18 protein-coding genes and 2 tRNA genes are annotated in these 12,859 nt (G+C 41.4%); 8 read left to right on the forward strand and 12 right to left on the reverse strand.

What is annotated here, in order from left to right:
- Positions 1-4: 4 nt before the first annotated feature.
- The 12 genes from ftsY to QXW63_04725 all read right to left on the reverse strand — a co-directional run bounded on the left by ftsY (position 5) and on the right by QXW63_04725 (position 6,726).
- Complete coding sequence (gene ftsY, locus QXW63_04670) at positions 5-910, reverse strand: signal recognition particle-docking protein FtsY (protein MEM3461186.1); 906 nt, start codon at positions 908-910, stop codon at positions 5-7.
- Positions 903-1,349, reverse strand: a complete 447-nt coding sequence (gene pfdA, locus QXW63_04675) for a prefoldin subunit alpha (GenBank protein ID MEM3461187.1) — start codon at positions 1,347-1,349, stop codon at positions 903-905. The genes ftsY and pfdA overlap by 8 nt, the downstream gene beginning before the upstream one ends.
- Positions 1,333-1,581, reverse strand: coding sequence for a 50S ribosomal protein L18Ae (gene rpl18a, locus QXW63_04680; GenBank protein ID MEM3461188.1), 249 nt, complete (start codon positions 1,579-1,581; stop codon positions 1,333-1,335). Before rpl18a ends, pfdA begins: the two co-directional genes overlap by 17 nt.
- A complete protein-coding gene (locus QXW63_04685) occupies positions 1,578-2,261 on the reverse strand; it encodes a translation initiation factor IF-6 (GenBank protein MEM3461189.1) in 684 nt (227 codons plus the stop codon). Before QXW63_04685 ends, rpl18a begins: the two co-directional genes overlap by 4 nt.
- Positions 2,262-2,672: 411 nt before the next feature.
- Positions 2,673-3,242 carry a 50S ribosomal protein L31e gene (locus tag QXW63_04690; protein ID MEM3461190.1) on the reverse strand — a complete coding sequence of 190 codons (570 nt, stop codon included), beginning with the start codon at positions 3,240-3,242 and terminating at the stop codon, positions 2,673-2,675.
- Positions 3,243-3,254: 12 nt separating this feature from the next.
- Positions 3,255-3,410, reverse strand: coding sequence for a 50S ribosomal protein L39e (locus QXW63_04695; GenBank protein MEM3461191.1), 156 nt, complete (start codon positions 3,408-3,410; stop codon positions 3,255-3,257).
- A gap of 1 nt (position 3,411) precedes the next feature.
- Positions 3,412-3,744 (reverse strand): DNA-binding protein, encoded by a 333-nt coding sequence (locus tag QXW63_04700; protein MEM3461192.1) that lies wholly within the window; start codon positions 3,742-3,744, stop codon positions 3,412-3,414.
- A gap of 1 nt (position 3,745) precedes the next feature.
- The gene (locus tag QXW63_04705; GenBank protein MEM3461193.1) at positions 3,746-4,213 is read right to left on the reverse strand and encodes a 30S ribosomal protein S19e; all 468 of its coding nucleotides are present in this window, start codon (positions 4,211-4,213) and stop codon (positions 3,746-3,748) included.
- A gap of 57 nt (positions 4,214-4,270) precedes the next feature.
- Positions 4,271-4,552 carry a YhbY family RNA-binding protein gene (locus QXW63_04710; GenBank protein MEM3461194.1) on the reverse strand — a complete coding sequence of 94 codons (282 nt, stop codon included), beginning with the start codon at positions 4,550-4,552 and terminating at the stop codon, positions 4,271-4,273.
- The gene (locus tag QXW63_04715) at positions 4,549-4,875 is read right to left on the reverse strand and encodes a ribonuclease P (protein MEM3461195.1); all 327 of its coding nucleotides are present in this window, start codon (positions 4,873-4,875) and stop codon (positions 4,549-4,551) included. Before QXW63_04715 ends, QXW63_04710 begins: the two co-directional genes overlap by 4 nt.
- A 218-nt stretch (positions 4,876-5,093) precedes the next feature.
- Positions 5,094-6,434, reverse strand: a complete 1,341-nt coding sequence (locus tag QXW63_04720) for a radical SAM protein (GenBank protein MEM3461196.1) — start codon at positions 6,432-6,434, stop codon at positions 5,094-5,096.
- Between the two features lie 170 nt (positions 6,435-6,604).
- A tRNA-Leu gene (locus QXW63_04725) sits at positions 6,605-6,726 on the reverse strand.
- Between the two features lie 96 nt (positions 6,727-6,822).
- Here QXW63_04725 and QXW63_04730 point away from each other — a divergent pair.
- From QXW63_04730 to QXW63_04765, 8 genes are all read left to right on the forward strand, one after another.
- Positions 6,823-6,897: transfer RNA gene (locus QXW63_04730), tRNA-Arg, on the forward strand.
- 146 nt (positions 6,898-7,043) lie between these two features.
- Positions 7,044-7,478: an ester cyclase gene (locus tag QXW63_04735; GenBank protein ID MEM3461197.1), complete on the forward strand. Its 435-nt coding sequence runs from the start codon at positions 7,044-7,046 to the stop codon at positions 7,476-7,478.
- A 270-nt stretch (positions 7,479-7,748) separates the two neighbouring features.
- A complete protein-coding gene (locus QXW63_04740) occupies positions 7,749-8,858 on the forward strand; it encodes a DEAD/DEAH box helicase (protein ID MEM3461198.1) in 1,110 nt (369 codons plus the stop codon).
- 187 nt (positions 8,859-9,045) lie between these two features.
- Positions 9,046-9,168, forward strand: coding sequence for a CxxC-x17-CxxC domain-containing protein (locus QXW63_04745; GenBank protein MEM3461199.1), 123 nt, complete (start codon positions 9,046-9,048; stop codon positions 9,166-9,168).
- A 102-nt stretch (positions 9,169-9,270) separates the two neighbouring features.
- Positions 9,271-9,414 (forward strand): YHS domain-containing protein, encoded by a 144-nt coding sequence (locus QXW63_04750; GenBank protein ID MEM3461200.1) that lies wholly within the window; start codon positions 9,271-9,273, stop codon positions 9,412-9,414.
- Between the two features lie 216 nt (positions 9,415-9,630).
- On the forward strand, positions 9,631-9,918 hold the full coding sequence (gene albA / locus QXW63_04755; GenBank protein ID MEM3461201.1) for a DNA-binding protein Alba: 288 nt from the start codon (positions 9,631-9,633) through the stop codon (positions 9,916-9,918).
- A 7-nt stretch (positions 9,919-9,925) separates the two neighbouring features.
- Complete coding sequence (locus tag QXW63_04760) at positions 9,926-10,561, forward strand: hypothetical protein (GenBank protein ID MEM3461202.1); 636 nt, start codon at positions 9,926-9,928, stop codon at positions 10,559-10,561.
- A 385-nt stretch (positions 10,562-10,946) separates the two neighbouring features.
- Positions 10,947-12,830 carry a cohesin domain-containing protein gene (locus tag QXW63_04765; protein ID MEM3461203.1) on the forward strand — a complete coding sequence of 628 codons (1,884 nt, stop codon included), beginning with the start codon at positions 10,947-10,949 and terminating at the stop codon, positions 12,828-12,830.
- Positions 12,831-12,859 lie beyond the last annotated feature (29 nt).

Consider the following 12,859-nt stretch of genomic DNA (forward strand, 5'->3'; position numbering starts at 1 on the left):
AAGACTATTTTAAAATCATTTGCACAAATTTTTCTGGGTTAAATTCTTCCAAATCATCATAGGTTTGTCCAACACCAATGAAAAGAATCGGCTTTTTTGTTACATAAGTGACGCTGAGGGCTGATCCGCCTTTAACATCAGCATCAACCTTAGTTAGTATTGTCGCGTCTATGTTCACGATTTTGTGAAATTCCTCGGCTTGCATTACAGCGTCGTTTCCAGTAAGCGAATCCACAGTTAAAATGGTGAGGTCTGGATTAACAATTCGTTTTACCTTTGCAAGTTCATTCATCAAGTTTCTGTTTGTCTGTATCCTACCTGCTGTGTCTATTAAAACAACGTTTATTCCGTGAGCCTTAGCATGGCTTATAGCGTCGTAGGCTACTGCAGCAGGATCCGCACCATACTCGTGCTTAATCATTCGTATCCCTAAACGTTTTGCATGTTCTTCTAACTGTTCAATGGAGCCAGCTCTGTATGTGTCGCTGCACGCAAGAACAACAGAGTAACCTTTTTTATTCAGTAGGCGTGCAACTTTGGCAATTGATGTAGTTTTTCCAGTGCCATTTATTCCAACAAAAACTATCACGAAAGGCTCGCCTTTTTTTCGTTTTTCTTCAATTGCCCTAAAAAAGTCTATTTTGTTATTTGTAAGCATAACTTCTAAAAGTACTTCTCGCAAGTTCTTTTCTACAATTTTCTTGCGGTCTTCTAGACGCTTAACTTGAACGCCGTCTAAGCGTTTTTCCATTTCGTCACATATTCGTTCTGCCACGGGAAAAGCGACGTCGTTTTCAACAAGGCTTATTTTGAAGTCAGAAAGCATTGGACGAAGATTTTCAGCCTTAAGCTCGGTTGTGGTGACCTTGTTTACAAGTCCTTTTAATCCGGATTTAAGCCGTTCAAACATCTTTTTTGGCTTTCTCCTCTCTGAGCGCTGCCACTAAAGCTTCAAATTTTTCTCTGTCCTCGCCTATTCTTTCAGCTATTTGAGCGAGCTGTTGCTGAAGCGCTATTCTCGTGTTTTCCAAGTTTTCAAGGCGCTTTTTGATTATTTCTTTTGCTTCTTTTAATGTCTTTTCAATTGATACTCCAGCACCCATTCCAACGATTATTTTGTCTGGGTTGTCAAGTCTTGCTTTTATGTAGGAGTTGCCGCCTATGGGAACCATGAGTTCAGAGTTTTCCTTTTCCTTTTCTAGACCTTCCAGTGTCATGCTCGCATAGGATAAGTCTGTTATGACGGCGTTTACCATGTTAATTCTTGACTGGACTGTTTCTGCGTTGGCTTCGAGAACACGTATTTCTACGCTTAATTTGCGGAGTTCTTCTTCACTTTTGTTCGCCAAGTTCCTCTTCTCCAACAACAAGTTTTTTCAATAGCGGATTCTCGATGTCTTGAGGTTGAATTTCTTCTACATTTGCTATTTTTATGTGGTAACGTTTCACGCGGTGTTTACTTCCTAATTCTGTATAAACCTTTTCGATAGCATGTTCTGGCTTCATTGCCACAACTTCTTTTTTGAACGAAGTTTTCAAGTTTGGCTTTTGAATTTCGCCGGATACTCTGAAAACCTTCATGCAGTTTCCTCCTTCACAACATCCAGTGCGTTCCCAATTATAAACATCTCGGGTCCAGTTGTCATAGCTCCAGCCACAGCTGCATAACTGTTACCGATTAAACCAGTACCAACGTAAGGTATGCCACAATTAATGGTGCCAACTTCAACCGGAACCTTTAACACTTCTTCCAAAAGTTTACGTTCAGAATCCTTCAACATCGGATGAACCAAAACACCTTTGTTAGTTGCAACTCCAAGCGAGCCTACATAAGGTAATCCAGCAATTTCGCCAGCTACAACTTCAACGCCTAATGTTTCTGAGATTTTCTGAATTTCCGGCGTTTTTAATCTTGGGTCAACGATTGCTCCATGGTCATTTGTTAGAACCAAGTTTCCATATGCGGTTTTCTTTGTCTCCATGATGGTGATGTTTCCATCGAACGTGGATTTTATGGTGTCAAGTTCTTCTTCCTTAATGAAATGGGGAAGCAAAATTCCATTTGAGTTTGCACATGCAAGCGAGCCGACTAAGATTGAACCACCAATAGTTGTATGTACTAGTTTGACTTTCAACCATTCACGAAGCCGTTCAGCTTTTTTTAGAGGAACAATTCTGGGAACTATAACTATCTTATCTGTTGCAAGCGAATAAACGCCTATGCTTACGCTTCCAACGATTGTGGACAGGTAAATTGCCAAACAATAGTCTCCTTTAGTCGTGTTAAGTTTGAGCGAAGATAATTATTTGTAGCTTCTTTTTAAAGGCTACCATAAAGAAGCGATGTGAATTTGTTTATGAATTAAATTTCAATAATGCTTTACTGTGCTCTTATCATCGTAGCATATGACATTCTTCCTTTTTGGAAAATGCCCCAAAAAATTCTTAAAACGGTGAAAAACAAAAACTTAAATATGCAATAGCGCCTATTACTGAATGGGAGAGAGCCCAGTGAATTAGGACGACGCGAAGTCGCCCTTTTCCTTCCCTTCCCTCTTCTCCCACGTAATTATTCTCAGTTAGATAAACATGTTTGATGGTTGTTGGGACTGAAGAAGCATATCTCTAAATTTAGGATTACAAGTTTGTTTACGCGGTTGCTAAGCGCTTCGTTAATCTCCTTCAGCCAAATAAACTGTAACGTTGCCTTCTTTGTCTTTTGCAGCTCTTATTCGAATTTTTCTGGGGGGCTTTTCTATACCTCTGCTCCAAATAGCTTCGTTTACTTTGTTATCAAGGATTAATCTTTTAGGTTCTTCTTCCTCTTCTCCTTCTTTGCGTGCTTCAAGTTTCATGTGTTTTGTCACAAAGCTTTTGATTATTCTGATAGCTCTTGGTGCTCTTTTTCGTGGCGGGGCAATCCATGCTCTGCTTAATGGAATGGTGTAGATTCGTTCTTCAACTATTTCCTCTTCTTCGCGTTTTTCTTCTTTTTCGGGTTTTGCCTCTTTTTCCTCTTCTGTCGTTAATGTTTCTTTTTCTGCTTCAACTGTTTCTTCTATTTTTTCTTCTGCTTTTACTTCGGCTTCTTTAGGTTCTTCTGTTGTTTCCTCTTCTATTTCGCTTTCAACTTCTTCAATGGTTTCCTCTGTTGCTTCTTTGGTTTCTTCTTCTTTCGAAGTTTCGGGTAACTCTTCGTGTTCTTCTTTGGTTTTTGGTTTTTCTTCGTTTTCTTCTTTCAATTTGTGTTCCTCCTATGCTCTTATCTTTCTGGTTCTCCATTGTCTTCTTTTTGGGTGTGTCCTGAATTTTCCTGCTGTTTTAGCCATTATCCATGATGGGACAGCTTTTTTCTGTTTTCCCGCTTTTGCTAATCTTCGTTTTTTTGCTGTTGGTTTGTTTCGCGCCATGTTATATTCTCCTTATTTTTGTTTCTCGCTTGTGGGTTTGAAGTTGGATGAGTAACTGTTTTAATTGTTCATCTGATAAGGGTATGGGCAGCTTTCCTGCTTGCGCCAGTTGGATTAGCTGTAGTTCTAGCTGTTCCGTGAAGTCTGGTCGGACCATTTTTAGGTTTGTTAGTCTTTGTCTTGCTTCCGGAGTTAATATTTTTCTTAGTAATGCTTGCTTTTGCAGTTCCAACTGCTGCTGTAGTTGTTCTTGTCTCTGTTCTTCTGTAAGTTTTTGTTGTAAAGCCAAAAGTTTTCTTCTGCGAAGCTCCTCGAGCTCGTCTTCATCTGACATTTCAGTCGCCTTTCCTATACTTTTCTAGTTCAGGATTTTCTTTTGTTAAGTTCTTGTAAAGTTCTTCGGCGATTTCTTGCAAGAGCTTTCTTCCTTCACGTGTTATTCTTCTTCCTTTGGGTTTCAAGGTTTCAACCAAACCTGCGGCTTCCAGTTGTTGTAGGGCTTTTCTTATTATTGTTCCACCTGCTTTGACTACGTGTTCTGGTTTGACTCCGAAATCTTTTCTTCCACCGTAGTCTGCTCGTAGTTTTTCTATTCCTATTGGTCCGTGAACGTAGATTTTTCTCAGGAGGGATGCGCAGCGAATGTACCACCAGTTAGGGTTTTGTGGTTGCTTTTGAACGTGCGAGCCTGTTTTAGCTGCGTTTGCCCATGTTGGAGGGTTTATTGTTTCAACGTTTTCTTTTAGGTATTCGGCTAGTTTTTCGATGAGTTTTGATGCTGGGACGTCGTGGGGGGTTACCAAGATTCTTTTTCCTCTGATTTTTCCTTCAGTAAATCGGGAAGCCAAATATAAAGCCTTTCACTTTTTGTGGTGCTTGTAAAGGATGAATGTGTGGCCTCTAACTTCGACTAGTTCTGCTTGTGTTTGTTCTGCTATTTGCTGTGCGATTTGTTTTGCTTCGTTTTCTCCTAATGCGGTTTTTAACAGTTTAATTTTTAGCATTTCTTTTTTGTCAAGTTGCTTTTCGATTTCTTTTAAAAGCTCTTGCGAAGCTCCGCTTTTGCCAATCCATATTGTGGGTTTTTCTTTGCTTAGTTTGTGTTTGATGCGGCGTTTGGCGCCTGCGCTGAGTTTGCTCATGTTTTTGTTTTCTCCTTTTTCTTGTTTTTTAGTGGTATGCGCATTTGGTTACCGCAATTGAGGCATGTTATTACTAGGTGTGGTTCTCTTTGCTGTTTTATGCGCACACGACAATTTACGCCTGGTAGGATAAAGCTTTTACAATGTTTGCATATCTGTCGTTTGTATTCTGTGGGTAAGCGGATTTTGGCTGCCATGGCTATTTTTCTTGCTATGTTTACGTAGCGTTGTGCTAGTTGTGGGTTGTCGTGGAAGGTTTCTTTTGCTAAACGGAAGAGTGTGTGGATGCGTTGTGTTGCGATGCGTTTTGTGTTGTCGTGCATTTGTTTACACGTTACCTTATTGAGGGAGATTATTTCGGTTTTAATGAGATTAGTCTTTCCATAGCAAAACTTGCCCATTCATTTAAGGGTTTGATTGGTTGGATGAAGATTGTGTGTTTTTTGCTTTCTGTGTTGACTAGCCCCTCCCTTATAAATAGGTCGAACCTTGAGTTTCTACACGTAAATGGAAAGGAACAGTGTGATACGGGGATATTTTTCTAATTCTTGTATCTGTTTTCTCTTCCAAAAGCTACATTGCGATAGTTTTTGTTGGAGGTGTAAGCCCACATTGCTGTTGTAAAGTTTTTAGTGGCACACCATGTCTTCATGAATTTTCTTCGAATTGCCCAGTGACTGTAAAGTTGGCGAGTGCTTTCTTGCATGGCTTTTGTGAGTTCTTCTGGGCTCATCGAGAGAGGCTTGTAGGTAGCTTCAGTCATGTCGTAATGAACCCAGTCAGACGGGAAATTGGTGTAAAGCAGTCGCCCTTCACTTTTAAGTTTGTTAAATGTTTTGGTTCCTGGCAAAGGCGTCAAATAAGTTACTTGCATCACGTCAATTCCGGATTTTAGAATGTAGCGGGTACGTTGGTGTAACTTTTCTGGCGTGTCGCCGTCCATTCCATAGATGAAAGCTCCAAGTACAGCAATACCATGCTTATTAATGCGACGGAACGTTTCTTCATACGCGTCCACTCCCACTTTCAGGTTCATTCTTTTGTTCACTTCTTCTAGTGCGTCTGTCTTCTCAGCTTCCAATCCGAGAAACACCATGCGGCAACCACTCTTCGCCGCGTATTCCAACACTTCATCATTGCTAGCAAAGTTAATGGATGCTTGACAGAACCAATCCTTCTTAACGCCGCGTTTAATCATTCCCTTAAACAAAGCGATAGCTCGTTCCTCATCCTCTTTGCCAAAGCCGATAATGTTGTCATCTACAAAGAAAACCATTTTTTGAGGAATCGTTTGGAGCTCATCCAGAACCATTTCCACAGGGCGCTTGCGATATTTATGACCGTTGAAGACTGTGACAGAACAGAATTCGCAATTCATTGGGCATCCTCGTGAGGTCTGAACTGAACCGAACATGTAGTTTGGATGGAACAAGTCACGGCGGGGTTGAGGCATCTCCTGCAAATCCAACCAGTCTCCTTTGTAGATTTCTTGCATTTTGCCTGCTTCAAAATCGGAAATGACGTCAGCCCAAACACTTTCTGCTTCGCCAATTACGATGGCGTCTGCATATTGCAAAGCTTCCTCTGGGCACATTGAAGCGTGAATTCCGCCCAGCACAGTCGGTATTCCTCTTTTTCTGTAAAGGCTAGAAATCTCATACGCTCTGCAAACATTTGCCGTAAAAGCTGTTAAACCTACTAAATCGGCTTCTTGAAAACTAAAAGAAGTGAAATTTTCATCAACAATTTCGACCTTCCAATCACAAGGCGTCAATGCGGCAATTATTCCCAGCCCTAATGGTTGAAAGCGAGAGCTTGGATTCACTGTTAACCCTACGCGGCTGGTGTTAACTGGATTGATAAGCAACAATTTCTTTGTCATTTCCTTGGTCCCCACTACTATGAAAGAATTGTAAATGGGTCATTATAAAGCTTCAAAGAATACGTTAAGCAAATTCCGCTACAACTGTCCGTAATTATGCTCTATTGATGAAAAAACGCTCAAATCAAACTTATTAAATCAAATAGATTCCTAAAAAAGCCAAAATATAGTGCGGGGGGTGGGACTTGAACCCACGAAGGCCTACGCCAGAGGATCTTAAGTCCTCCCCCTTATCTTAGGCTTATGTGTTTTCTGGCCCACGCCTATTTAGACCTGGCTCGGGTACCCCCGCCGCACCGCGTATTGTTGATTGCTTTGTGCAGTTTAAGTTTTTTGTGCCGTGTATGCATTAAGTTAAAATTCACATTTTGAGTAGGTATGCTTGTGTGGGCGGGTAGCTCAGTACGGATAGAGCACCGGCCTCCTAAGTCGGCGGTCGTGGGTTCAAATCCCACCCCGCCCGTCTACGCCGAACTCCCGGACGCTTTTAGGATCTGTTTTAGGGAGCCTCCGCCATCAATTCTGGAGTGCAAAGCCCACACTAGCATTTGTGCAGGTGTCAACAACCCTTAAATGTTGAAAAAGAGAATTAAGGAGAGGTTATGTTCCATGTCATTGGAAGAGAATAAGGCGATTGTTCGTGCGCTGTTTGAAGCTATTAATAAGCAGAACTTAGCTTTGCTGGACGAGTTGATGGCACCTGATTTTGTTCTGCATATGCATGCCCAACAAATGAAGGGATGGGAAGTTAATAGACAAGTCGTAGAGGGTGAAATCAAGGCTTTTCCCGATTTATATGTAGCTATTGAAGACATAATCGCTGAGGGGGACAAGGTTTGTGTTCGTCTTCAAGAAACTGGAACACATAGAGGCGAATACCATGGATTAGCCCCAACAGGCAATAAACTCTCATACACGGTTATTGCTATCTGGCGTATCTTTGAGGGCAAGATTGTAGAAGGATGGATAGTCTATGACCAAATGGATTTCCTCAAACAACTCGGCGTCATCGAATGGGAAGGATTTCCCGATAAAGTCATGTAACTGTTTCTGACTTAAAAAAAGGTTTTGCGGGAGTTTTCTCTTCCGAGAACGGGGAGCAAATCCTATTCGCCCGTCTACATGCGGTATTATTCTCTCATAAAATTTGAAATGAACCATTAACATGATTCTTTCTTTCGTGATACGTGGTAAACCTTTTTATAAGGCGATTGATGCTCTGTAGTGTTGTCACATTAATTCATGTAATTAACAAAGCTTTTGAAGCTTTCAACTAGATGCATGAAAAATTTTGTGGCAGGAGAAATGAAACATATGCAAATACAAAACTTTAAAGACCTACCATTGAGCATGGAGGTTTTAAAAAGCATTGAAGAGCTTGGATTCCATAATCTTTTTCCAATTCAAGCTCAAGCCATAACACCGCTGCTTGAAGGCAAAGATGTTATTGGACAAGCGCAAACAGGAACCGGCAAGACTGCAGCTTTCGGAGTTCCAATGGTTGAACGATTGAATCCGAAAGATAGAAATGTGCAGGGTTTGGTGTTAGTGCCAACCCGCGAGCTTGCTGTCCAAGTCGCAGAGCACATTAGCCACCTAGGAAAGTATGCACGATTAAAAGTTTTGCCGGTTTATGGAGGAGAACCAGTAGGAAAGCAGATACGCGCGTTGGAACAAGGCGTCCAAATCGTTGTTGGCACACCAGGCCGCATAATCGACTTGCTTAAACGCCGCATTCTAAATCTTTCTTCAGTGAAGACTGTAGTTCTTGATGAAGCGGATAGAATGCTTGACATGGGATTCATAGACGACATCGAATACATACTTGCGAGAGTGCCGTCAAACAGACAGACAAGCCTTTTCTCAGCGACAATAGACCAGTCAGTAATGAAAATATGTAATAAGTACATGAAAAACCCAGAAAAGATACTCGTAAGCAAAGATGAAATAGCCCTCACGCAGATAAGCCAATATTTCATGGTTGTAAACCCTCACGACAAATTCGAAACCCTCTGCAACATCTTAAACGAAAACCACATAAACCGCGCAATAATATTCTGCAAAACACGCACAGACACAAGCACCCTCGCAGACAAACTAAGAACCAGAGGATACGACGCAAAACCACTACATGCCGGTTTCACGCAGCCTCAAAGAGATTTCGTAATAAATTCTTTCAGAAACGGAAAACTGAAGTTGCTTGTTGCAACGGATGTTGCCGCAAGAGGCTTGGATATTCAAGGAGTAACACATATAATAAATTATGATGTTCCACTGGATGCACTAGTCTATTTTCACAGAATCGGTCGTACAGCCAGAGTAGGACGCGAAGGAATAGCCATAACGCTTGTAGGCTACGGAGAACTTGCAGAGTTCAATAACATAAGAGCCTTAACTAAAACCACCATAGAAGAACTACAATGACAATTAGCTCCTCTTATTCATTACCCAAATTTGATGCGCCACATACTTTAGAATAGAAACAATCAAGAAATAGATGGTTGCGAAGGGATAAGTTTAAAGCAGTGTTGCCAGTTAAGCAAGGTGTGCAAAAACATTTTTTGCGCTAAATAGTATAAGGAGTTGAATCAGCAAAATGTATGAGAAAGAGATGCATAAGGCAGTTTGTGCTGATTGCGGAAGAGAATGTGAAGTTCCCTTCAAACCAGACGGAAGCAGACCAGTATACTGCCGAGAATGCTATTCAAAACGAAGACCCCCGAGAAGATATTAAGCTTTTAGGCTAACATCTTTATTTCGTTCCCCAAACCTTTTTTTAAACCACTAACCATAATAAACAGAATGCACATGCTTAAGTGAGGTTAAGACTAAAATAATGCCTAAGGACCCAGTTTGCGGCATTGTTCTCGACGAAAAAACAGCAAAATTTAAGATAACCTATGATGGCGAAACCTACCATTTTTGCAGCTTGGCATGCAAGAAAAAATTCAAAAGACACCCAATGAAATTCGTGAAATAAATATTCGCCTATGCGGCTATTGTCAGAATATTGCACGCAATCGCGCTTACAGATTCAATACTCTAAAAATTAATGAAAAACACACGCTATTCTAACCAATTTCCAATTGCCTTTATAAGCAAGGCTGACGATTATGTGTCAGTAACGTTCTGTCACCGACACAGTTTCACGGCAGCGTTACACACAACAAACAACAAATAAGGAGTGAAATGAAAAATGACACAAAATAAAGATGTTATCTTCATCGGAAACAAACCACCAATGGCCTACGTTCTAGCAATAATTACAAGCCTCTCCTCAAGCAATGCCAAAGAAATAACCTTGAAAGCACGCGGACAAGCAATTACCACAGCAGTTGACGCAGCTGAAATAGCAAGAAGACGCTTCCTAAAAGACCTACAAATTAGCAAAGTATCCATAGGCACAATGGAAATGCCGCCGAGAGAAGGCGAAAACAGGTCAAGAATGGTTTCAACAATGGAGATAACGCTGACAAAAGAGTAGAAAAACATTGCGAAACAAAGCATCCCCCGGCGAGTACCTCGCCTTTCTTTCAATAAAATACGAAGTTGACCCCGACAAACTTTTTTACGCGTTAATTTCAGCATGGGAAAATCAGAAGTCTTCTTGCGGAAAACTTTCAATAGAATGCCGCGGCAAACAAAAAAACAAGGCTATTTTTCTAATAACAAACGGTCAAAAAGTAGTTGCACAATTTCCCATACCAGGAGAATTTCTTCAAGAAGAGACTAGCTCAATCAAAAGTCTCAGAGAAACTGAAATGCTCCGCAGACATCTACTCAAGAGGCATAGTGAAAAGCGCTCCTTCCAGATTAAAGATTTGCGAATAGGAATGAAAAAGGTCAATGTGAAAGCGAAAGTTTTGGAGATTGCAAAACCAAAATTGGTCATTACAAGATTTGGAAACTATGCCAGCGTAGCTAACGCTTTGATAGCGGATGAAACAGGAGCAATCAAACTATGCTTATGGAATGAACAGATAAGTTCCATATCCACAGGAGACAATATCCAGATTGAAAATGCAAGCACATCAACGTTTAGAGGCGAAAGACAATTAAGAATTGGAAAAAAAGGAACTCTACGCAATATGGAAAACATGACTTCCAAAACTGCAAGAATTACGTAAATCCCAAAAACATCCGACAAAAATAGGTTGCGAAGAGACAAGAAAGAAAAAGGTCAGGAAGATTATTGCCCTGGTGTAAAGGGGACCTTTGTCAGTTTCTTTTTTCGTTGTAGGGTAGTACACATTGCCCATTATGCCGTAGTAAACACGTTGAAGTCAGAATTAGCTTGTTATATCAACCGAGAAATTTAAATTATTAGACGATTTTGCAAATGATAGATTTAATGGGCAAGCGAATTTTTGTTCTATAATAAGTTTACAGAAACCTTTTATGCCATAGATAACCTAATACTTCATTTACAGACATTTTCAGTTTAGTCTGAACCATCGTTTGGATTATTCTGAAACTGTTTGAATAGTAAAAAAAGGGAAAGGAGAAGGAAAAATGCAGAAAATAACTGGAAAAATAGTAGCGACTATGCTGCTTTGTTTCATGTTGACCATGCCGATAATCAGTAACATAAACGTACACGGACAAGAACCAGCAACACTTCGTGTTGACCCACCAGAACAAGAAATTCCAGATGAACCGTTTTTCGATGTATTTGTTTGGGTAGATAGCTTTTTCGACGTTTATATGGACGGAATAATTTTGACCTACGACACTTCAATTATTGACGCAGTAGATGTTGAAGCGGTTCCCCCCTTTTCGACTACAAACAAGATAATCGATGATGCGAACGGTTACATGCAAATAGAAAGCGTAGCTGAACCTCCCATTCATGGTTCCATACCGCTAGCACATTTCACATTCCGCTGTACTGGCGGAGGAATAAGCGACTTAACCATAGCACAATACTATTTATTCGACCCATACCTAAACCCCATTCCAGTTAATAAAATTATAAATGGACGCGTTACACAAACCAGCTGGTACTTTAAACCACCATACCCCGATTACGCACCAAGCGGCGTTCCAGACTTCGACCAAAAACAATGGGGCACGCAAATGTGGATAAACCCGTTCCCACCAGTCGGCACATGGAGCTACTGTGGACCAGTAGCAATAGCAAACTCATTATGGTGGCTTGACTCAGAACACGAACCAAACCCAATACCCCCACCGATAATCAATGACAATTTCCCATTAGTCCAAAGTTACGCACCTGGAGTTTGGGACGACCATGACCCGCAAAACGTTCCACCCTTCGTCGAAGACCTTGCTTTTCTTATGGACACTAACGGTCAAAGATTCGGTCATCAACATTGCGGCACGGAAGTGCATGAGATGACTATGGGGCTCAACGAATACATATCACGCCAAGGACTCGACTGGAAATTCTACGTGCACTTGCAGAAAGCTCCAGGCTTCCTCTGGATAGGAGAAGAAATCAAAAAGTGCCAAGACGTAGTACTGCTTCTCGGATTCTGGCAGTTTAATCCGTACATACAACAGTGGGTGCGTGTCGGCGGACACTACGTGACATGCGCAGGCGTTGACTCCGCAAATTGGAAGCTTGCAATAAGCGACCCATACATAGACGCTACGGAAATGGGACTTTCACAAGGAAGAGTATTGCCACCACCTCCACATCCACACACAGGAATACCCGAAACACTCCACAACGACGCACTATACGTTTCGCACGATTTCTATCCAATAGGACCATCACCAAGCCCAGGCGGACCCTTCGGATTCTATGACTATCCAGCAGAATATATTATCGACAACTTCGGCTCATGTCAAAACACTCCAGACGAATTCCTTGAATTCGACGGCGAATACTTGCCTGGTGAACAACTCTTCACAGAGATAGAATATGCAGTTGTAACCTCATGCAAAACAGGAATCGTCGCCGCAGGCTCAGAAGACACGAACCTCTATGTCTGGGACTTCTTCGGTGCATTACAATGGCAACAACAGCTTGGAAAACCAGTAATATCAGTTGCGATGGACAACAACGGAACATTTGTAGCTGCAGGAACAAGAACTTCCAGCGGAGTAGGCGACCTATGGCTGTTTGACGCTCTCGGCAATCTTCAATGGGTAAAATCAAACCTTAACGTGTCCACGAGCTATAATGGCGGCTGGGCGGGAACAGAATCCAAATCAGTCGACGTAAAATACAACGCCTATAGCGGCCTAGTCGTAGTAGCGGCCGCAACAGATCAAGGTTTGTACTTGTTCGACCAGAATGGAAACCAAATATGGCAATTCTACCACCAAATAAGCGAAACATTAGTACGAATCTCACAAGATGGAAACTACATAATATGCCTAGGAAACATCGACGGACAAGTGCATTACTTCTCGCACATGCGCAACTGAATACCAGGATGGCAAGCTTCAGACGGCCT

The sequence above is a fragment of the Candidatus Bathyarchaeia archaeon genome (assembly GCA_038873195.1).
Taxonomy (GTDB): Archaea; Thermoproteota; Bathyarchaeia; order Bathyarchaeales; family Bathycorpusculaceae; genus DSLH01.

Excerpts from the sequence above, each read along its gene's own strand:
- QXW63_04710 (MEM3461194.1), bottom strand. The coding sequence starts at position 4,552 with ATGAGCAAACTCAGCGCAGGCGCCAAACGCCGCATCAAACACAAACTA.
- QXW63_04695 (MEM3461191.1), bottom strand. The coding sequence starts at position 3,410 with ATGGCGCGAAACAAACCAACAGCAAAAAAACGAAGATTAGCAAAAGCG.
- rpl18a (MEM3461188.1), bottom strand. The coding sequence starts at position 1,581 with ATGAAGGTTTTCAGAGTATCCGGCGAAATTCAAAAGCCAAACTTGAAA.
- QXW63_04700 (MEM3461192.1), bottom strand. The coding sequence starts at position 3,744 with ATGTCAGATGAAGACGAGCTCGAGGAGCTTCGCAGAAGAAAACTTTTG.
- QXW63_04745 (MEM3461199.1), top strand. The coding sequence starts at position 9,046 with ATGCATAAGGCAGTTTGTGCTGATTGCGGAAGAGAATGTGAAGTTCCC.
- QXW63_04715 (MEM3461195.1), bottom strand. The coding sequence starts at position 4,875 with ATGCACGACAACACAAAACGCATCGCAACACAACGCATCCACACACTC.
- QXW63_04750 (MEM3461200.1), top strand. The coding sequence starts at position 9,271 with ATGCCTAAGGACCCAGTTTGCGGCATTGTTCTCGACGAAAAAACAGCA.
- QXW63_04740 (MEM3461198.1), top strand. The coding sequence starts at position 7,749 with ATGCAAATACAAAACTTTAAAGACCTACCATTGAGCATGGAGGTTTTA.
- QXW63_04720 (MEM3461196.1), bottom strand. The coding sequence starts at position 6,434 with ATGACAAAGAAATTGTTGCTTATCAATCCAGTTAACACCAGCCGCGTA.
- QXW63_04765 (MEM3461203.1), top strand. The coding sequence starts at position 10,947 with ATGCAGAAAATAACTGGAAAAATAGTAGCGACTATGCTGCTTTGTTTC.
- ftsY (MEM3461186.1), bottom strand. The coding sequence starts at position 910 with ATGTTTGAACGGCTTAAATCCGGATTAAAAGGACTTGTAAACAAGGTC.
- albA (MEM3461201.1), top strand. The coding sequence starts at position 9,631 with ATGACACAAAATAAAGATGTTATCTTCATCGGAAACAAACCACCAATG.
- QXW63_04735 (MEM3461197.1), top strand. The coding sequence starts at position 7,044 with ATGTCATTGGAAGAGAATAAGGCGATTGTTCGTGCGCTGTTTGAAGCT.